Annotated in this window: 16 protein-coding genes; 12 read left to right on the plus strand and 4 right to left on the minus strand. The window is 39.6% G+C overall.

What is annotated here, in order from left to right:
• Positions 1 to 132: 132 nt before the first annotated feature.
• Positions 133 to 1209, plus strand: a complete 1077-nt coding sequence (gene fbaA / locus ED622_RS19150; protein ID WP_122036625.1) for a class II fructose-bisphosphate aldolase — start codon at positions 133 to 135, stop codon at positions 1207 to 1209.
• Positions 1210 to 1452: 243 nt separating this feature from the next.
• Here fbaA and srmB read toward each other — a convergent pair whose 3' ends face one another.
• Positions 1453 to 2700: an ATP-dependent RNA helicase SrmB gene (gene srmB, locus ED622_RS19155; protein WP_122036626.1), complete on the minus strand. Its 1248-nt coding sequence runs from the start codon at positions 2698 to 2700 to the stop codon at positions 1453 to 1455.
• 87 nt (positions 2701 to 2787) lie between these two features.
• On the minus strand, positions 2788 to 3492 hold the full coding sequence (locus ED622_RS19160; RefSeq protein WP_122036627.1) for a tRNA1(Val) (adenine(37)-N6)-methyltransferase: 705 nt from the start codon (positions 3490 to 3492) through the stop codon (positions 2788 to 2790).
• A gap of 288 nt (positions 3493 to 3780) precedes the next feature.
• Here ED622_RS19160 and brnQ point away from each other — a divergent pair, with 288 nt between their 5' ends.
• A complete protein-coding gene (gene brnQ / locus ED622_RS19165; RefSeq protein ID WP_122036628.1) occupies positions 3781 to 5094 on the plus strand; it encodes a branched-chain amino acid transport system II carrier protein in 1314 nt (437 codons plus the stop codon).
• A 108-nt stretch (positions 5095 to 5202) separates the two neighbouring features.
• Here the strand turns inward: brnQ and fldB are convergent, their stop codons facing one another.
• On the minus strand, positions 5203 to 5721 hold the full coding sequence (gene fldB / locus ED622_RS19170) for a flavodoxin FldB (protein ID WP_122036629.1): 519 nt from the start codon (positions 5719 to 5721) through the stop codon (positions 5203 to 5205).
• A 142-nt stretch (positions 5722 to 5863) separates the two neighbouring features.
• Here fldB and xerD point away from each other — a divergent pair, with 142 nt between their 5' ends.
• The 6 genes from xerD (at position 5864) to ED622_RS19200 (ending at position 14071) form a co-directional block, all read left to right on the plus strand.
• Positions 5864 to 6760, plus strand: coding sequence for a site-specific tyrosine recombinase XerD (gene xerD / locus ED622_RS19175; protein ID WP_060992475.1), 897 nt, complete (start codon positions 5864 to 5866; stop codon positions 6758 to 6760).
• Positions 6761 to 6836: 76 nt separating this feature from the next.
• On the plus strand, positions 6837 to 7613 hold the full coding sequence (gene dsbC / locus ED622_RS19180) for a bifunctional protein-disulfide isomerase/oxidoreductase DsbC (RefSeq protein WP_122036630.1): 777 nt from the start codon (positions 6837 to 6839) through the stop codon (positions 7611 to 7613).
• A gap of 99 nt (positions 7614 to 7712) precedes the next feature.
• Entirely contained in the window at positions 7713 to 9452 is a 1740-nt protein-coding gene (gene recJ / locus ED622_RS19185; protein ID WP_122036631.1) for a single-stranded-DNA-specific exonuclease RecJ, read from the plus strand.
• A gap of 270 nt (positions 9453 to 9722) precedes the next feature.
• Positions 9723 to 10821 (plus strand): peptide chain release factor 2 gene (gene prfB / locus ED622_RS19190; RefSeq protein ID WP_122036632.1). Its coding sequence is split into 2 segments (ribosomal slippage): positions 9723 to 9797 and positions 9799 to 10821, totalling 1098 coding nucleotides; the frame shifts between segments, so codons are not numbered across the junction.
• 13 nt (positions 10822 to 10834) lie between these two features.
• The gene (gene lysS, locus ED622_RS19195; RefSeq protein ID WP_122036633.1) at positions 10835 to 12340 is read left to right on the plus strand and encodes a lysine--tRNA ligase; all 1506 of its coding nucleotides are present in this window, start codon (positions 10835 to 10837) and stop codon (positions 12338 to 12340) included.
• Between the two features lie 393 nt (positions 12341 to 12733).
• Entirely contained in the window at positions 12734 to 14071 is a 1338-nt protein-coding gene (locus ED622_RS19200) for a sigma-54 dependent transcriptional regulator (protein ID WP_122036634.1), read from the plus strand.
• Positions 14072 to 14170: 99 nt separating this feature from the next.
• On the opposite strand, the gene mutH is transcribed toward ED622_RS19200, so the two are convergent.
• Entirely contained in the window at positions 14171 to 14839 is a 669-nt protein-coding gene (gene mutH / locus ED622_RS19205) for a DNA mismatch repair endonuclease MutH (RefSeq protein WP_122036635.1), read from the minus strand.
• Positions 14840 to 15437: 598 nt separating this feature from the next.
• Between mutH and rppH the strand changes: the two genes are divergently transcribed.
• The 4 genes from rppH to lgt are packed head-to-tail and all read left to right on the plus strand — an operon-like array spanning position 15438 to position 19914.
• Positions 15438 to 15950, plus strand: coding sequence for an RNA pyrophosphohydrolase (gene rppH / locus ED622_RS19210; RefSeq protein ID WP_122036636.1), 513 nt, complete (start codon positions 15438 to 15440; stop codon positions 15948 to 15950).
• Between the two features lie 36 nt (positions 15951 to 15986).
• Positions 15987 to 18248 (plus strand): phosphoenolpyruvate--protein phosphotransferase, encoded by a 2262-nt coding sequence (gene ptsP, locus ED622_RS19215; RefSeq protein ID WP_122036637.1) that lies wholly within the window; start codon positions 15987 to 15989, stop codon positions 18246 to 18248.
• On the plus strand, positions 18249 to 19052 hold the full coding sequence (locus ED622_RS19220; protein ID WP_122036638.1) for a sulfite exporter TauE/SafE family protein: 804 nt from the start codon (positions 18249 to 18251) through the stop codon (positions 19050 to 19052).
• Positions 19053 to 19062: 10 nt separating this feature from the next.
• A complete protein-coding gene (gene lgt, locus ED622_RS19225) occupies positions 19063 to 19914 on the plus strand; it encodes a prolipoprotein diacylglyceryl transferase (RefSeq protein ID WP_122036639.1) in 852 nt (283 codons plus the stop codon).
• Positions 19915 to 19993: the final 79 nt, after the last annotated feature.

The following is a 19993-nucleotide window of genomic DNA, read 5'->3' on the forward strand; positions in this document are numbered from 1 at the left end:
TGATTCCCGCTTTTTGCGTTTGTTGATGACCATGTTTATTGATACAATAGCAAAAGTTGTGAGCAAACGTTTGCAAAAATTTGAACGTAAGTTTTTTAATTTTAAAACGATAGAATAAATAGGACTATTTCCATGTCTAAGATCTTCGATTTTGTAAAACCTGGTGTGATTTCTGGCGACGACGTACAGAAAGTATTTGAAGTTGCAAAAGAAAACAAATTTGCTCTTCCTGCGGTAAACGTAGTAAACACTGATTCAATCAATGGTGTTTTAGAAGCAGCTTCTAAAGTTAAAGCTCCAGTTGTTGTTCAGTTCTCTAACGGTGGTGCTGGTTTCTTCGCTGGTAAAGGCGTTAAACTTGAAGGTCAAGGTGCACAAATCCTTGGTGCTGTAGCTGGTGCAAAATATGTACACGCTGTTGCTGCTTCTTACGGTGTTCCAGTTATCCTTCATACTGACCACGCTGCTAAGAAACTTCTTCCATGGATCGACGGTCTACTAGACGCTGGTGAAGAATTCTTCGCACAAACTGGTAAGCCTCTATTCTCTTCTCACATGATCGACCTTTCTGAAGAGTCTCTAGAAGAAAACATCGAAATCTCTGCTAAATACCTTGCGCGTATGGCTAAGATGAACATGACTCTAGAAATCGAACTAGGTTGTACTGGTGGTGAAGAAGATGGCGTAGATAACTCTGATATGGACGAGTCTGAGCTTTACACTAAACCAGAAGACGTTGCATACGCATACGAGAAACTAATGGCTGTTAGCCCACGTTTCACTATCGCTGCATCTTTCGGTAACGTACACGGTGTTTACCAAGCTGGTAACGTTGTTCTTACTCCTAAGATCCTACGTGATTCTCAAGCTTACTGTGCAGAGAAATTCGGTATTGCACCTAACGCTCTAAACTTCGTATTCCACGGTGGTTCTGGTTCTTCTGAAGCAGAAATCCAAGAGTCTATCGGTTACGGTGTTATCAAAATGAACATCGATACTGATACACAGTGGGCTACATGGGACGGTATCCGTACTTACTCTGCTGAAAACTTTGAATTCCTACAAGGTCAAATCGGTAACCCAACTGGCGAATCTGCGCCAAACAAGAAGTACTACGATCCACGCGTATGGTTACGTGCTGGTCAAGCTTCTATGGTTACTCGTCTTGAGAAAGCATTTGCTGACCTTAACGCAATCGACGTACTATAATTTTTATTATAGACCGCTCGAATTGAGTTAATAAAAAACCCGCTAATAGCGGGTTTTTTTATGTCTGTAATCAGGGACTAGAGACGAGGATTTAGGGACGAGTTTTAGCTCTGGTTTTTACTCGAAGCGAAGCGTTCTTGTCCCTCGCGTCTAAGTTACTTCTAATAAAAAAGCAGCCTGTAAATACAGACTGCTTTTATCGTTTCTAGCGCGTAGCGTTCTAGCTAGCGAAGCGTATAGAAATTACTTTTTCTTTTTCTTCTTCGGTGCAAGTTTCTTCGCTAAAGCCGCTTTTTTCTTCGCGTTCTTTTTCTGCTTATTCTTAAATACCGCTTTTTTATGTTGTGGCTTTAATCCTTCAACAAAGCGTTCTTTAATGATTTCATCTTCTTCTTTAACGTAACGACCAACGCGTTCCATCATCTTTTGGTCATGCGCTTCGATTAAAGAAACCGCGTTACCTTTTTTACCTGCGCGAGCAGTACGGCCGATACGGTGTAAATACACATCAGCGGTACGAGGCATATCAAAGTTAATTACATGACTAACATCAGGTAAATCGATACCACGAGCCGCTACATCGGTAGCAATCAACACGTTAACTTTACCATCACGGAAACGAGTAATCGCGTTATTTCGGCTTTCTTGAGGCATTTCACCTTGCAACCAAGCACATGAGATCTTTGCGGTTTCTAAGTGACCACGAAGTTCAGCAAGACGCTCACGAGTTTTTACAAACACAATAGCGCGCTCAGTTTGGTTTGTTAGAATACTTTTCAGTAGTTCTATTTTATGCGGCAAGCTATCTGCACGGTGATACCACTGAGTGATTTTTTTACGTTCACGACGAGAGGGATCTGCAATGATTTTTGCTGGTTCATTTAGTAGATCAGCAGTAAAACCATCAACGCCACGGCCTTCTAATGTTGCAGAGAATAAGAAGGTTTGTTTACGCCAGCGACACTCTTTTGAAAGACGGTCAACGACAGGACCAAAGCCCATATCTAACATACGGTCAGCTTCATCTAGGATCAGTGTTTCAATAGCACGACAGTCAAAGCGTTCAGCTTCGATGTATTCCATTAAGCGTCCTGGAGTTGCCACAACGATATCTTGAGTTCTTGCAAGAATATCAGCATGTTCTTGATAACTAATACCACCAGTAATTGTGAATACTTTATGGTGAGTATATTTTGCTAGCTCACGAGCTTCATCTGCGACTTGAATAGCAAGCTCACGAGTTGGAGTTAGGATTAATACGCGCGCAGGACCAGGATCACGACGAGGGAAATCGTCAAGATGCTGTAGGGCTGGCAATAAGAAAGCTGCAGATTTACCAGTACCAGTTGGAGCAGAAGCAAGGATATCTTTACCTTCTAATGCTTCAGGGATAGCCATAGCCTGAACTTGAGTTGGACGTTGATAACCAATCTCCTCAAGAGCGCGCAGTAGGTTAGGGGATAGATCGAGATCAGCAAACGTTTTGATCACTGTAGATTCTCCGTTCAGGTCTAAAGAGTATAAATATGATGTTAGCCAGACATTATAATGATTTATTAGAGATGGATCACCGATCTTTTAATCCATATTGAGATAAAAGCCTTTTGTTAACTCAATAAAGGTACCACTATAGCCATTTTTACTATGAATTATTAATGTATTCTCTTGAAAGTTATAAGGAAAAAGAGAAAGCTCAATCAATAAACGAGAAACTTCTTTTTTTTCTGTTGTTTTCACATTTGTCAGTTTAGTTAAGTTAAAACCGTCATTTTTAGCTATTTCAATAAATTTAGTGCCTTCAAAGAGCGGAAGAATGAAACTAGCTCGTCCTTTTGGTGAGAGTAATTTCTTGCTTTGGGATAAAAGATCACCAAATGATAAAGAGTCTGTGTGGCGGGCAAAAGAACGCTCTCCTTTTTTGGACTGCTCTCCATTATTGAAATAAGGCGGATTACAAATAATCGCGTCGTATTTTTTTTCAGGCAGATACGAAAGAATGTCCTGATGAAATAATTGAATTCGATCATGCCATGGGCTGCGGTCAATATTTTTTTGTGCGACTTTAGCGGCAGCAGGCATTAATTCAACAGCATCAATATGACTTAGAGCCTCTCTTTGAGCGCACATTAAGCTAAGTAGGCCTGTTCCACAGCCTATATCTATTATAGATAAGCTATTTGTAATACTGGCCCACGCCCCCAATAAGACGCCATCAGTACTGACGGGCATCCCACAATCACCAATATCGATATGGAACTGTTTGAAAGTGAAGCTTTTATTCATAGTTGCCCTTTAAATGGTAATGGTTGTTAATGTTGTAATTTTAATGTTAATTGGTGTGATGTTCTATTCTTGATCTTTTGTTGATTCTTTTAATGTTAATTGATCACTCTTTTATAAAAGCGATTAATAGATGATTACACTGCTTTTTGGACCTGTGGCAATTTGATTATGGTGTTTTTATCTAAGCTATTGCGAATTATTGATAATTTGTTCATTATTCTTACATAAATATCAAAAAAGATATAAAACACAACATTTAATACACACAACATTATACAAGGGTTTCTTATGAAACAATCATTAAAACTCACCGATATCATTGCCGTTGGCTTTATGCTTTTTGCCTTCTTTTTAGGCGCAGGTAATATCATCTTTCCACCAATCGCAGGTCAAATGGCGGGTGAGCACGTATACAGTGCAATGGGTGGCTTTCTAATTACAGCGGTCGGGTTACCATTATTAACAATCATTGCTATTGGTATTGCTGGCGGTTCTTGGCAGCAGCTTACTCGTGATTTACCACCAAAAGTCGCGATGATCATGGCAATCCTGATGTTTGTGATTATTGGCCCTGCATTTGCTGCACCACGTACAGGCTTGGTTGCTTATGAGATGGCTGCAAAACCATTTATGTCAGCAGAAGCTGGACAGTTATCATTAACTCTATTCTCAATTGCCTTCTTTTCAATCGCAATGTTTTTTGCATGGTCTCAAGGAAAGCTTATCGATACGATTGGTAAATTTCTAACACCTGCATTATTTGTCGGTTTAATCATTTTAGCGATTGCGGTATTTGTAAACCCACAAGGTGACATTGTGGCAGCAACAGGCAACTATATCGATCAACCTTTAACGACGGGCTTCTTTGAAGGTTACAACACCATGGATACGTTTGGTGCGTTAATGTTTGGTATTTTAATTATTGATGCATTAAAAAAGAAAGGCATTACAGAGCACAAAGCAACAACTAAGTATTTAACAATGGCGGGCTGTATTGCTGCTCTTGGTTTGGCGTTTGTATATATTTCTTTATTCTACTTAGGTGCGACATCAAGTACGGTTGCAGCCGGTGCTGAAAATGGTGGTGCAATTCTAACTGCTTATACTCATGCATTATTTGGGTCTTCTGGCCAAATCGTATTATCAGTTATCGTATTAATTGCATGTCTAACCACGGCTATTGGTCTTATCTCTGCATGTGCAGATTACTTTAGCTCTATCTGTAAAGTAACGTACAAAACATGGGTTATTGTGGTTGGTGTTGCGTGTGCAGTAGTTGCTAACGTAGGATTAACTCAATTGATTACACTGTCTGTTCCTGTGTTATTTTTACTTTACCCAGTGGCAATTGCATTAGTTGCGTTAGCATTTACTCGCAAATTTATGCCTAATCCTCGTCTTGCATACCGTGTTGTGATTTTAGTTGCGACCTGTTTTGCGGTATTAGATGCAGCGAAAGTGGCGGGTGCAGATATGTCAGCATTCTCTATGCTACCAATGTTTGAGCATGGTATGGCTTGGGTTATCCCAACGTTTGTGTCGATGATTGCTGTTCGTTTTGTTGGTAAGAAAGAAGACGAACTAGTAACTGAAAACGCATAATTCTAGAAACTAGAAATTATAAGAGCGAGTGTAACTGTTTAAGTTTACTCGCTCTTTTCTTTTATAGGAGCGAAGCGATCTAGTTAGCAAAGCGTATCGTTTCTAGTTTTAAAGTGAATCGTGATACTCCACTAACACTTGTTCACACCACTGCTCAATACGCTCATCACTTTTATCGTATTGGCTGTCTTCATCTAACGCCAAACCAACAAAGTGAGATTCATCTTCAGTCAACGCTTTTGATGCATCAAACTGATAACCTTCATTTTTCCAATAACCGATAAACTTAGCGTTTGTTGCTTTTAATTCATAGTGCAATAGACCCATTGCATCTAAGAACCATTCGCCATAGCCTTCTTGATCTCCTAGACCAAATAGAGCAATAGTTTTACCTTCTAGAGAAAGACCATCTAACTCTTCCCACACGGCTAACCAGTCTTCTTGAATTTCACCAAAATCCCACGTTGATATCCCAAGCAATAGCAGATCGTAATCATTCATTGTTGCTACTGATGTCTCTTTAATATTGTAGATATCAACCAGTTCTTCACCCATGATTGCTCTGATTTTTTCAGAAGCCATTTCGGTATAACAAGTGGAAGAGCCGTAAAACAGACCAATTTTCATTTTAACTACCATATTAATGAGGACGAAAGCCTAGTGTACCGCAAATGATTCTTAAAATTAAACTTGCAATGAAAGCAGTGATAATTGTTTAATACTGTAATTCTAACCAGTATTTTTTGGTTTTCAGTAAATGGTGATGGCAATGAACAATGATATGGCTTTAATTGAACGTTTTTTAGATACCATGTGGATGGAGCGTGGCTTATCAGAAAATACCTTGGCTTCGTATCGAAATGATTTGGTGAAATTACTGCAATGGCTAGAAGATAATCATTATAAATGTGCCTCTATTTCAGCAATGGGATTAAATGAATATCAAGCGTACTTGGTAGATAAAGAATACAAACAGACTTCACGAGCTCGTATGTTGTCAGCACTTCGTCGATTCTTTCAGTATTTACATCGTGAGAAAATTCGTGGTGATGATCCAACCGCATTATTGATGAGCCCTAAGCTACCGCAACGATTACCAAAAGATTTAAGTGAAGAGCAAGTAAACGATTTATTAGAAGCGCCAAATGTAGACGATCCATTAGAGCTTCGAGATCGCGCCATGTTAGAACTGCTTTATGCAACAGGCCTACGTGTAACTGAGTTAGTTAGCTTAACCATGGAAAATTTGAGCCTTCGCCAAGGTGTTGTTCGTGTTACTGGTAAGGGTGATAAAGAGCGTTTGGTTCCAATGGGGGAGAATGCGGTTGATTGGATTCAAACTTTTTTAGACCAAGGGCGCCCAGCCTTACTTGGTGAAAAGAGTTCAGATGTGGTATTCCCAAGCAAACGCGCAAGACAAATGACAAGACAAACCTTTTGGCATCGTATTAAACATTACGCAGTGATCGCCGGTATTGATACTGACAAATTATCGCCTCACGTTTTACGGCATGCGTTTGCGACACATTTACTAAACTATGGTGCAGATCTACGTGTCGTACAAATGTTGCTAGGACATAGTGATCTTTCGACAACACAAATATATACTCACGTAGCAACGGAACGTTTGAAACAGATCCATCAAGAACACCACCCTCGTTCATAAGTGAAAGGGAACTTCTTGTTGGTTTACTACTCTAAAATTTAAACCTTCTATTATTACTTTTTTTATAGGTACTTTTATGTCATTTATTCGCCGTACTAGCGCGATGTGTATTGCTTTATTAAGTGTTATTTCTTTTACCGCGTGTTCTGATGAGCAAGCAAAAGAAAAAGCAGCGTCACCATCAGTGGTTGAAGCTTCTCAGACTGATTCAGAGCAAGCGATTACTCAGCGTTTAACGACATTAGGCTTGCCTGTTGAAGCAATTCACGATTCTGAAGTGGATGGATTTAAACAAGTAGAAACGCCATTTGGTATTTTTTATGTATCAGGTGACGGTAAACATTTTATTCAAGGTCGTATTTTTGAGTTTGATGAAAATGGCAACATGAAAGATTTATTAGCGGCTCGTTTTGCTAAATTAGTTGATAGTCAAAGCGAAAACATGATCGTGTTCCCTGCGAAAAATGAAAAGCATGTCATTACAGTTTTCACTGATATTACTTGTGGCTACTGTACTAAGTTACATAAAGAGATGAAAGACTATAATGATGCTGGCATTACTGTACGTTATTTAGCATACCCTCGCCAAGGTTACCAAGGTTCTGTTGCTGATAAAATGGCTCAGATTTGGTGTGCTGATGATAAGCAACAGGCGATGGAAGATGCAAAATCAAACCGTGCAATTAATGGGTCAAAACCAGCAACCGCTCAGTGTAAGAACATCATTAAAGAACAATACTTATTAGGCCGTAAAATGGGTGTAAATGGTACACCTGCGATTGTACTGCCTAATGGTGATCTCGTTCCTGGTTACAAACCAGCACAAGAGCTTTTGAAAGACTTAGAAAAATAATTCTTTCTTAACCGAATTTAAATCCCCGCAATACTTATTTAAATTAAGTATGCTGCGGGGATTTTTTTATCTTTATAAATCTAACCTTGGGCCATTATCATGATTGAAGTGAAACGTCGTCTTATTCCAGAAATACCTGCACTTCCGAGTTCAATTCCTTCAATCTTACAACGGATTTATGCTGCTCGTGGCATAACATCAAACGCTCAGTTAGACCGTGGGGCGAGATCGCTGCTGTCATTTCAATCTATGCATGGCATTACTAAAGCCGTTGATATTCTAGTTGAGGCGATCGCAAAACAAACTCGTATTATTGTCGTGGGTGATTTCGATGCTGATGGCGCAACGAGTTCTGCGTTATCTGTGATGGCATTTCGAATGATGGGCAGTAGTAATGTTGATTATTTAGTACCGAATCGTTTTGAAGATGGCTATGGATTAAGCCCTGATGTGGTGGATCAAGCCAAAGCGATGGGCGCTGAAATCATCATGACGGTGGATAACGGCGTTTCATCCATTGAAGGAGTAGCGGCAGCTAAAGCTTACGGAATGCAAGTGGTTGTAACCGATCACCATCTACCGGGGTCTTCTTTGCCTATTGCTGATTCGATTGTAAATCCAAACTTAGAAGAGTGTGCTTTTCCGTCTAAATCTTTAGCGGGTGTTGGCGTCGCGTTTTATTTGATGTTAGCGATTCGTGCACGTTTACGTGAAAACAATTGGTTTGAAACTCAAAATATTCCTATTCCTAACTTGGCCGATTTATTAGATTTAGTCGCACTTGGAACCGTCGCTGACTTGGTGGCATTGGATGAAAATAACCGCATTTTGGTGCATCAAGGTATTCAACGTATTCGTGCAGGAAAATGCCGTCCGGGTATTCAGGCGCTAATTGAAGTAGCGAATAAAGTTCCTTCTCGAATTGTTGCTTCTGATTTTGGTTTTGCGCTTGGGCCAAGAATTAATGCCGCTGGCCGATTGGATGATATGTCGTTTGGCGTTGAATTGCTGATGTCTAATAATATTCACGCTGCGCGCCGTATGGCTTCAGAGCTGGATGCTTTAAATCAAACTCGTAAAGAGATAGAGCAAGGCATGAAAGATGAAGCAATGGCGATTTGTGAGCGACTTGAATTTGGTGCACAGACAGAATTGCCTTTTGGACTGGTGTTATTCCAACGCGATTGGCATCAAGGTGTCATTGGCATTCTCGCTTCTCGCATTAAAGAAAAATATCACCGTCCAGTGATCGCTTTTGCTGATGGTGGCGATGGATTCATTAAAGGGTCATGCCGTTCTATCCCTGGTTTTCATATGCGTGATGCATTGGATTTGATTGATACTCGTAACCCAGGATTGATTTTAAAATTTGGTGGTCATGCAATGGCGGCAGGCTTAACCATTAAAGAGGTTGATTATAAGAAATTCAGCCAAGCTTTTGATGATGTGGTTCGAGAATCCGTAGAAGAAGAGGCGCTAAATGGGATTGTATTATCTGATGGAGAATTAACGCCAGAAGAGTTTACCTTAGGCACTGCTGAAATTATTCGAGCTGGTGGCCCGTGGGGACAAGCTTTCCCTGAGCCTATTTTTGATGGTGAATTTAAAGTATTGAATCAGCGTTTGGTTGGTGAAAAACATCTTAAATTAATGTTAGAGCCAATTCATAGAGATTTCCCTACCAATAAAATGGTTGATGCCATCGCCTTTAATATTGATATTCGTCGTTGGCCTGATGCGTCGGTACAAAAAGTGAAGTTGGCTTATCGCTTAGATATCAATGAATTTAGAGGCAATCAAACATTACAATTAATGGTTGAATACATAGAACCAATGTAAAGCGCCCCTTCTATAACGTGAAAAGGTTAATTTATACTAAACGAGCCGTTAAGAAATACCTAATGAGATGTTGCGTTCTTGTTTTGTATGAAAATAGAAAGGCTTGTATTCCGAGCAGAGGTTAAATAAAAAGAAATTTGGTGTGATTAAATTTACACCATTTTCTCAATCCTTATTGTTCTTGCTTTCAGAGGTTGAAATACCTCGATTTCTATCACACTTTTCGTTAAAATCTCTCGGTTATTTTTTATTCGGCGATGATAAAACACCATGTTCGAAATTAATCCTATTAAAAACCGTCTCCAGGATGTGTCTGAACGCACAAATATCCTGAGGGGGTACCTTTGACTATGATGCTAAGAAAGAGCGTCTAGAAGAAGTCAATGCAGAGTTAGAGCAACCAGAAGTATGGAATGAACCTGAGCGTGCACAAGCGCTAGGTAAAGAACGTGCTTCACTGGAAGCGATTGTTGAAACAATTGACCAATTAGATCTTGGCGGCGAAGACGTTGAAGGTTTACTTGAGTTAGCTGTGGAAGAACAAGATCAAGAAACATTTGATGAGATTGAACCTGAGCTTGCTGAGTTAGAAGCTAAACTAGCGACATTAGAATTCCGTCGTATGTTCTCAGGCGCACATGATGCATCTGATTGTTATATTGATTTGCAATCAGGCTCTGGCGGTACAGAAGCGCAAGATTGGACATCAATGATGTTGCGTATGTATTTGCGTTGGGCGGAAGCCAAAGGGTTTAAAACGGAAGTTATCGAAGTTTCTGACGGTGATGTTGCAGGCCTAAAAGGGGCAACTGTACGCATCTCTGGTGAATACGCTTATGGTTGGTTACGTACTGAAACTGGTGTACACCGTTTAGTTCGTAAGTCGCCATTTGACTCAAGTGGTCGTCGACATACCTCATTTGCTTCAGCGTTTATCTATCCTGAAATAGATGACAACATTGAAGTAGATATCAACCCTGCTGATTTACGTATTGATGTATACCGAGCTTCTGGCGCGGGTGGTCAGCACGTAAACACCACTGAATCTGCGGTACGTATTACTCACGTTCCGACAAATACAGTAGTGCAATGTCAAAATGATCGTTCTCAGCATAAAAACAAAGCACAAGCGATGAAGCAGTTGAAAGCAAAACTGTTTGAACTTGAGCTTCAGAAACAAAACGCAGAGAAACAAGTAAACGAAGATTCTAAATCCGACATTGGGTGGGGCAGTCAGATTCGCTCATACGTATTAGATGATTCGCGCATTAAAGATTTGCGTACCGGCATTGAAAATCGTAATACGCAAGCCGTATTAGACGGTGATTTAGATAAATTTATCGAAGCCAGCTTAAAATCTGGATTATAAGAAAGGGTTCATTATGACTGACCAAGTACAACTAGATGAAAACAAACTGATTGCTGAACGTCGTGGTAAATTAGACCATATCCGTCAAGCATGTAAGGCTAATGGCCACCCGAATGACTTCCGTCGTGACAGCCTTGCGAGTGACCTTCAAGCAGAGTTTGGTGAGAAGACCAAAGAAGAGCTAGAAGAATTAAACCATATCGTTGCTATCGCAGGCCGTATCATGGCTAAGCGCGGTCCTTTCTTATTGATCCAAGAAGTGTCTGGCAAGATCCAAGCTTATGCAGCAAAAGATGTGCAAAAAGAGCTTAAAGAACAATACCAAGGTTTAGATATCGGTGACATCATCGGTGTTAAAGGTGCACTACATAAATCAGGTAAAGGCGATCTTTACGTGAATATGGAAGAGTATGTATTGCTAACAAAAGCATTACGTCCATTGCCTGAAAAATTCCACGGTCTAACAGACCAAGAAATGCGTTACCGTCAACGTTATGTTGACCTTATCGTAAATGAAGATTCTCGTACTGCATTTATTATCCGCTCTAAAGTGGTTTCTGCAATTCGTAACTTCATGGTTGATAAAGGCTTCATGGAAGTAGAAACACCAATGATGCATGTTATTCCTGGTGGCGCTTCTGCTCGTCCATTCGTAACACACCATAATGCACTTGATGTTGATATGTACCTACGTATCGCCCCTGAACTTTACCTAAAACGTCTAGTTGTTGGTGGTTTTGAGCGTGTGTTCGAAATTAACCGTAACTTCCGTAATGAAGGTCTATCTCCTCGTCATAATCCAGAATTCACAATGATGGAATTCTACATGGCGTATGCTGATTACAACGATCTAATGGATCTAACAGAAGCAATGCTATCTCAAGTAGCTATCTCTGTTCTAGGCAGTGATAAAATGCCTTACGGTGAATATACCGTTGATTTTGGTGGCAAATACGCACGTATGAGCATGCTAGACGCGATTAAACTATACAACCCAGAGCATGCTGAGATTCAAGCGTTAACGTACGAAGGCGTTCAAGATCGTGACTTAATGGTTTCTATCGCGAAATCAGTGCATGTTGAAGTTGAAAGCTTCTGGACATGTGGCCAGCTTCTTGAGGAAATCTTTGGTGAAACAGCTGAACCTAAGTTAATGCAACCTACGTTCATCACTGAATACCCAGCAGATATCTCACCATTAGCACGTCGTAACGACAACAATGATTTCATTACAGACCGTTTTGAGTTCTTTATTGGTGGTCGTGAAGTAGCAAATGGTTTCTCTGAGCTTAATGATGCTCAAGACCAAGACGAGCGTTTTAAAGCGCAAGTTAATGCAAAAGAGTCTGGCGATGATGAAGCAATGTTCTATGATGCTGATTATATTACAGCACTTGAGCATGGTTTACCGCCAACAGCTGGTCAAGGTATTGGTATTGACCGTTTAGTGATGCTATTTACTAACACTCACACAATTCGTGATGTTATTTTATTCCCTTCTATGCGTCCTCAAGCATAATTTAGAATAAAATTAGTATATTAATGAAAGAGCAGTGTTTAAAACTGCTCTTTTTTTTGACTAATTTCTGATAAAAAAGTAAATAATAAGAATCCAATAACACTTTTTAATCAATTGACTTAACTTTTACAATTCTATTGCGTCTCTTCTTATCTACTAAAAAGGAATATATTCCCTTTTTTTTATAACTAATTTACCGTTAAATCTCACTAATGAACCCTTTTTTTATCTAATATGTTAACTGTCATTTGTTATTTATGGGTTTGTTGTGGTCTTTTTGTTAAAAAGATGACGAGCATCTCACTTGTGAGACTGTGAGTGGTCTTAAAACCTGTATAGTTGGCTTATAACGATTTTTCAGTTGGTTAATTAAAGAATTTAGAGGTAAGGCTTATGGGTACTCAGTTTCGTATGGATTCTGTTCCAGGTTCATTAGTGGTTGTTGGCGGAAGTTATGAACCTTGGTTAGCAGTATTAGAACAGGTAGGTTGGCGTTGTCATCGCTGTTATGATCTTCGTGCAGCACAAACATTGTTTGACGAAATTGGGCCTTGTATTGGTATTGTTGATTTAAGCCAAGATGATTTCAGCCTTAATGGTATAGCAACGTTAGTAAATAATAATAAACAAGTTCGTTGGATGGCATTCATTCGTGAATCACAATTAAGCTCTGATACTATTTGCCAGTTTATAGTGAATTTCTGTATTGATTTCTTTACCGCTCCAATTCCTGATGCTCAGTTACTGAGTACGATTGGTCACCAACTTGGCATGCTTAAACTAGAGCGCAAAGTTTGGCCTAATATGGGTAAGAAATCGGATCTCGGTATTTTAGGCGAAGCACCTATCGTGAAGCGCTTACGTGATCAAATTCGTCGAGTGGCACCTACTGACGTTTCTATTTTAGTCTCTGGCGAAAGTGGTGTTGGTAAAGATGCAGTAGCAAAAGCAGTGCATGACTCTTCTGGCCGTAATAAAGGTCCATTTATCTCTTTGAATTGTGGTTCGCTATCTGAATCAAAAATAGAGCAAGAGCTATTTGGTTTACATATTTCTGAATTCGAAGATTCAAAGTTATACCAAGCCAATGGTGGAACTCTATTTTTAAATGATATAAATGACTTACCAGTAAGTCAGCAGCAGCATTTATTACGATTCCTACAAGAAGGTAATATCGAAACTTCTCAAGGTTTTGTTGATCTTGATGTTCGTGTCATTGTGGCAAGTCATATTGATTTAGAAAAAGCGATTGAAGAGGGAGACTTTAAAGAGGAGCTGTATTACCGTTTAAATGTTCTTCGAATTCATGTGCCTTCTTTAAAAGAGAGAAGTTCTGATATTTCGATCTTAGCGGATCACTTTCTTCAGCGCTACGCAAAAGAATATAATACTCAAGCACGCACTTTCTCTGAAGAAGCGATGCAGACTATGCTTCATTATCAATGGCCAGGAAATGTTCGTGAACTTGTGAATCAAGTAAAACGAGCGGTACTTCTTGCCGATAGTATGACGATTGATCTTGAGCATTTAGATCTTCCTCAACGCAGCGATACAAAACGTAGTTTACGTGTTATTCGTGAGAATTCTGAACGAGATGCACTACTGATGGTATTAGAATCCCATGATGGTCAGGTTTCTTCAGCAGCGAAAGAACTCGGCGTATCACGTGCAACCATGTATCGTTTGTTGAATAAGCATAATTTAATTTCTGAACCAAGAAGCTATAGTTAATAGAGACTACAGTTAACAAAAAACTTTATTTAACAAGATATTAGTTAAATGAAAAGTGACAGTAAAAGAGGCTTATCTCGTTTGAGGTAAGCCTCTTTTTTACTTAAAAAATGATGTCAAAATAGAATGAGTAAAATGGGTTTTTAAATAAAATCCTCTAGGTAAGGTTTTAATCGGTTGACCATTCTCTCCATAAGCCTCAGTAAGGGCTCGGCTATTTGCGGCTTTAGGTCTAAGCTGTAAGACTTCACCGTGCTTTGCGGTTATAGATTCCACTTTTCCCAGTACAATGAGATCCATTAACTCTTCCCAGTCCTGTTTAAGCTGCTGCTCTTCTTCTGGTGAAGGTTGCCATAAAACAGGATATCCAACGTGTCGATCTCCTACAGGGATCTCTCGTTCGCCTTCTACCGGGATCCACAACACATGGGCTAATTTATGGCGTACATGAGACTCTTCCCATTTTAAGCTATGCACCCCAGTTAAGGGAGCAACAGAGACAAAAGTCGTTTCGAGTGGTTTGCCACTATGGCTAATAGGGATCGTTTTGAGTTCAATATCAAGATCAACAAAATCAGGTAGAGGTTTACTGCCTGCTGATGCGCCTAAGTGTAATTCTAATAATTGCCCAACCCATCCTTTATCTCGCTTTAGGTTTTCAGGAACAGGAACACCTGCCATCTCAGCAAGCTCTGATAATGTATAGCCAGCAATGGCTTCAGCTCGTGTTAATAGCTCAGTAATTGATGTTGGAGGCAGTCGTTTCATAATGGCTCATGCATGGTATTGAGAGGGTAAGATTATCATAAAATAAACCTTTTTAAGTAGTCAGAACAAGATCCAAATAAGTTATCCACATTCATGGTTGTTTTTTATGCGTAGTTTGTTTTTATGGATCCATATACAGTGCTTTATTTATGAATAAGTTATTGACTTTTGGTGTTGTACCTCATATTTAGGGCTGTAATTGTGGGTAACCATCAAGTTGTTCGATCTTTAACCGATCTGTGTTTTTATTACTCACGCTTATTTTTTCAAAAAAGATCTCTGCAAGGATCTTGTTCTTAACTTTATGTTTAATATGATTTTTATGAAGATATTATTTTTTTGATAATTCTTAGCTCAAATAGATTTTTAACTCTCTTTTTGATTTGTTTTAATCTTCTTCACAAAGTTATACACAGAAAAGGTGAATAAATGTGGGGTAGCTCTCATTGTTATGTTGATAACTAGCCTTGTGATTAAAACTTATTCAAGAAAAGAGGTTATTTTAATAAAACGTGACAAGAAAGCGTGATCCTGTTTGCTCAAAGAGGCGATCTGTGAAAAAATCAAAGGTAATATAAGTTTAAGATGAGGTCATCCAGTGATAGATGGCGATGGTTTCCGCCCGAATGTCGGGATAGTGATATGTAATAGCCATGGTCAAGTATTCTGGGCGAAACGATATGGACAACATTCTTGGCAATTTCCCCAAGGTGGCATTGATGACGGCGAGACGCCAGAACAAGCAATGTACCGAGAATTGTATGAAGAAGTTGGTCTGACAAAAAATGATGTACGTATTTTAGCGAGTAGCCGACACTGGTTACGATATAAACTACCGAAGCGTTTAGTTAGATGGGATTCAAAACCTGTCTGTATTGGGCAAAAACAGAAGTGGTTTTTGCTACGCTTGGAATGTGATGAATCCAAGGTGAATATGCAAAGAGATCGCACGCCAGAATTTGATGGTTGGCGATGGGTGAGTTATTGGTACCCAGTTAGACAAGTGGTTTCATTTAAGCGTGATGTTTATCGTCGAGCCCTCAAAGAGTTCGCGGTAATTGCTATGCCGTTTAAGGAACGAAAATTTAAAAGGAAAGGTAAAAAAGGTTAAGCGGTCGATACCTTATAACCTTAAGGATTACCTCTTATGCTTACTCAACTCAGGGATATAGTTGATCACGTCGCTAAAGCAGAGTCATTAGATGATGCTTTAGCGCTACTGGTTAAAAACACTCGAAATTCTATGCACACAGAGTGTTGTTCAGTTTACTTGATGAGCAATGATAATCTGCGGCTAGAACTAATGGCAACGGAAGGCTTAAAAGCCAAACCTAATACCGTGTCATTAGGCATTGATGAAGGACTAGTAGGTCTTGTTGCTCGCAGTTGTGAGCCACTAAACCTTGCTAACGCATCGGTGCACCCATCATATAAATACATTCCAAGTATTGCTGAATACAAATTTAACTCTTTTTTGGCGACTCCGATTATATATCGTCGTCAAAATTTAGGGGTGTTGGTTGTTCAGCAAAAAGAAAAGCGCCAATTTACAGAAGTCGAAGAATCCTTTTTAGTCACACTATCAGCTCAGCTTGCCGTGGTGTTAGCGCACGCAAAAGCGCATGAAAGTTGGTCGACTCATTTACAAACCTCCTCAACAGAGCAGAAGCAATTTAAAGGCATTTCAGCCTCTAATGGGGTTGGGATTGCACCGCTATGGTTTGATGACGCCCAACCTAAAATTGAAGCTATTTTACCAAGTTCATGCCTTGATTCTGAGACAGAAAAAGATCGCTTAGGCACAGCTATTGAACAAGCCTTAAAAGACTTTAGACGATCGAAAAAACGTTTTGAACAAGAGTTGAATACAGAAACACTCGCAATCTTTGATCTGTTTACTCACTTATTGAATGATCCAATGTTAAAAGCGGATCTGAAAAAACAGATCGATAAAGGGGATTCTGCTGAATGGGCACTACGCCAAGTCATTGAGTCTTATGCTGGACGCTTTGAACGAATGAGTGACTCTTATTTGAGTGAGAGGGCGAATGATGTCAGGGAGTTAGGGCAGAGGTTACTTTATTTTCTGAACTATGAAGATAATCTTGATATTGACCTTTCGCATCCGGTTATTTTGGTGACGGCTCAACTAACCGCATCAATGTTGGCGAGTATTCCAAAAGATAAGCTAAAAGGCGTTATCTCTCTAGAAGGGGCGGCGAACTCTCACGCGGCAATACTATCAAGAGCATTGGGTATTCCGGCGATTATGGGAGTAGAGTTTAACCCTGCTCATTATCATAAATCATTAGCCATTGTTGATGGTTACAGTGGTTTGCTTTATATCAAGCCAACTGATGCTTTAACTCAAGAATATATAGAACTACAGAATGAAGAGATCGCACTCTCTGAATTGATTACACAAGATCTTGATAAGCCAACATTAACGTTAGATGGTCATCTAATGAAGATCCACCTTAATGCCGGATTAAGTGCCGATTCAAGTATTGCGGTTAACCAAGGGGTTGATGGTGTTGGTTTGTATCGAACAGAAATACCGTTTTTATTGCATCAACGATTCCCTTCTGAAGAAGAGCAATATTTGCAATATAAGGCAATTTTAGAAACCTATCCTCAAAAACCAGTAATCATGAGAACCTTGGATATTGGTGGGGATAAGCCGTTACCTTATTTGCCAATCGAAGAAGATAATCCATTTTTAGGTTGGCGCGGTATTCGATTTACTTTAGATCATCCTGACATCTTTTTATTGCAACTAAAAGCCATGGTAAGAGCCAATATAGGCAATGAAAATTTGTCTATTATGCTACCCATGATTTCAGGGATCCCAGAATTAAAGCAAGCAAGAGTTTTTATCAATCAAGCTTATGAAGAAGTGCTGAGTGAGGCTGAAACACACTTTGCAAAACCTCGCATTGGTATGATGGTAGAAGTGCCTTCTATGCTTTATCTCTTACCAAGAGTCGCAGGGTTAGTTGATTTCATTTCTGTAGGAACGAACGATTTAACTCAGTATTTATTAGCCGTCGATAGGAATAACTCACGGGTTTCTCATGTCTATGAGTCTTATCACCCTGCGGTATTGTTAGCATTAAAGCAGATTATCGATACGGCAAATCAGCATAATTTACCCGTCAGTGTCTGTGGTGAATTAGCGGGTGATCCTATTGGTTGTTTATTATTGATGGGGCTTGGCTATCACAGTTTAAGTATGAATACTTCTAACGTTGCAAAAGTTAAGTACATTATTAGGCAAGTTACGCTGGCTGAAATGGAAGCGACAATAGAAAAACTTTTACACCATGATGATGCAGAGCAAATTTTAGCTGATATGATGACGTTTTTTGAAGCGAAAGAACTCTCCGGATTTATTCGAGCAGGTAAATAAATGTCAGTGGATTTTTGGTCTATTTTTGCACTATATCTTGCATTAGGTAGTGTTGTTGGTGTTATGGCTGGTCTACTAGGGATTGGTGGTGGTTTACTTGTTGTACCTGCACTGCTGTGGTTACTTCCACAAGCTGGTATTGATGCGAGTATAGCAATGCAAATGGCACTTGGGACATCACTCGCAACCATTATATTTACCTCAAGCTCATCGGCATTGAACCATTTACGCTTAGGTAATGTCGAAGTGGGGTTAATTAAAAGTTTAGCACCAGGCGTTGTCATTGGCGGCTTTATTGGTAGTTATCTTACTGAATTAATACCAACCCAATATTTACCTAAAGTCTTTGGTATTATCGTGCTTTTATTAGCTCTACAGATGTTATTAGCACTTAAATTTACAGCAACAAGAACAATGCCATCGCCTCTTAAAACAGCAGCCTCTGGTGGAGTTATTGGTGTTGTATCTAGTTTAGCGGGTATTGGCGGTGGTTCACTTACGGTACCTTATTTAAGTTTTCATGGTATTGAAATGAGAAAAGCCATTGGCAGTTCCTCATTATGTGGCACATTAATCGCGATAGCTGGCATGATAGGGTTTGTCATACATGGTGTGAATGTAGAAAGCTTGCCTGCGATGAGTTTAGGTTATGTTTATTTACCGGCGTTATGCGGCATAAGCGTCACTTCTATTTTAACCACTAGAATAGGGGCTAAGTTAGCATCGCATTTACCAACACAAACATTGAAAAAAATCTTTGCCGTATTTCTAGTATTTATTGGCAGTAAAATGTTCTTAGGATAAGAGAGTAGTCATGAGTCAGGGGTATTTAAACTTCCCACATATCGATCCGATATTATTTGAAATTGGTCCATTAGCAGTACGTTGGTACGGTTTAATGTATTTATTCGGTTTTATGTTTGCCTTATGGCTTGCAAATAAACGTGCTGATAAGCCGAACAGTGGTTGGACTAGAGATCAAGTGAGTGATCTTCTGTTTGCTGGCTTTTTAGGGGTAGTGATCGGTGGACGAGTTGGTTATGTCTTGTTTTATAACTTTGGTTATTTCTTAGATAACCCACTGTATCTATTTGAAGTATGGACAGGCGGAATGTCTTTCCATGGTGGATTACTGGGCGTGATCACCGCAATGCTTTGGTACGGTTATAAGAATAATCGTAGCTTTTTCACCATTGCTGATTTTGTCGCACCATTAGTGCCATTTGGTTTAGGGGCTGGTCGCCTTGGTAACTTCATGAATGGTGAACTATGGGGCCGTGTTACTGACGTGCCGTGGGCGATGGTATTCCCAACAGGCGGACCTTTCCCTCGTCACCCATCGCAGCTGTATGAATTTGCACTTGAAGGCGTTGTTTTATTCTTAATTCTAAATTGGTTTATTCGTAAACCTCGTCCATTAGGCGCAGTCTCTGGCTTATTCCTATTTGGTTACGGTACATTCCGCTTCTTAGTTGAGTATGTTCGTCAACCGGATGCGCAATTAGGTTTATTTGGCGATTGGATCTCAATGGGACAAATATTGTCATTACCAATGGTGATCGGTGGTCTATTGATGATGCTTTGGGCATTTAAGCGTAATCTTTTTGCGATAGACTTACAGAAAAAACTGGCAAAAGAAAATAGCTCAAAACAGAAAGCAAAATAAGCTAGAATAGCGATAATAACGATTTATAGTAATGGCCTCTTCGTTTGAGGCCATTTTTTTTAAACCAATTTTAGAGAGC

This window comes from Aliivibrio sp. EL58, assembly GCF_900312675.1.
Taxonomy (GTDB): domain Bacteria; phylum Pseudomonadota; class Gammaproteobacteria; order Enterobacterales; family Vibrionaceae; genus Aliivibrio.

Excerpts from the sequence above, each read along its gene's own strand:
- fldB (WP_122036629.1), bottom strand. The coding sequence starts at position 5,721 with ATGAAAATTGGTCTGTTTTACGGCTCTTCCACTTGTTATACCGAAATG.
- lysS (WP_122036633.1), top strand. The coding sequence starts at position 10,835 with ATGACTGACCAAGTACAACTAGATGAAAACAAACTGATTGCTGAACGT.
- ED622_RS19160 (WP_122036627.1), bottom strand. The coding sequence starts at position 3,492 with ATGAATAAAAGCTTCACTTTCAAACAGTTCCATATCGATATTGGTGAT.
- ED622_RS19200 (WP_122036634.1), top strand. The coding sequence starts at position 12,734 with ATGGGTACTCAGTTTCGTATGGATTCTGTTCCAGGTTCATTAGTGGTT.
- dsbC (WP_122036630.1), top strand. The coding sequence starts at position 6,837 with ATGTCATTTATTCGCCGTACTAGCGCGATGTGTATTGCTTTATTAAGT.
- xerD (WP_060992475.1), top strand. The coding sequence starts at position 5,864 with ATGAACAATGATATGGCTTTAATTGAACGTTTTTTAGATACCATGTGG.
- brnQ (WP_122036628.1), top strand. The coding sequence starts at position 3,781 with ATGAAACAATCATTAAAACTCACCGATATCATTGCCGTTGGCTTTATG.
- recJ (WP_122036631.1), top strand. The coding sequence starts at position 7,713 with ATGATTGAAGTGAAACGTCGTCTTATTCCAGAAATACCTGCACTTCCG.
- fbaA (WP_122036625.1), top strand. The coding sequence starts at position 133 with ATGTCTAAGATCTTCGATTTTGTAAAACCTGGTGTGATTTCTGGCGAC.
- mutH (WP_122036635.1), bottom strand. The coding sequence starts at position 14,839 with ATGAAACGACTGCCTCCAACATCAATTACTGAGCTATTAACACGAGCT.
- ED622_RS19220 (WP_122036638.1), top strand. The coding sequence starts at position 18,249 with ATGTCAGTGGATTTTTGGTCTATTTTTGCACTATATCTTGCATTAGGT.
- ptsP (WP_122036637.1), top strand. The coding sequence starts at position 15,987 with ATGCTTACTCAACTCAGGGATATAGTTGATCACGTCGCTAAAGCAGAG.
- lgt (WP_122036639.1), top strand. The coding sequence starts at position 19,063 with ATGAGTCAGGGGTATTTAAACTTCCCACATATCGATCCGATATTATTT.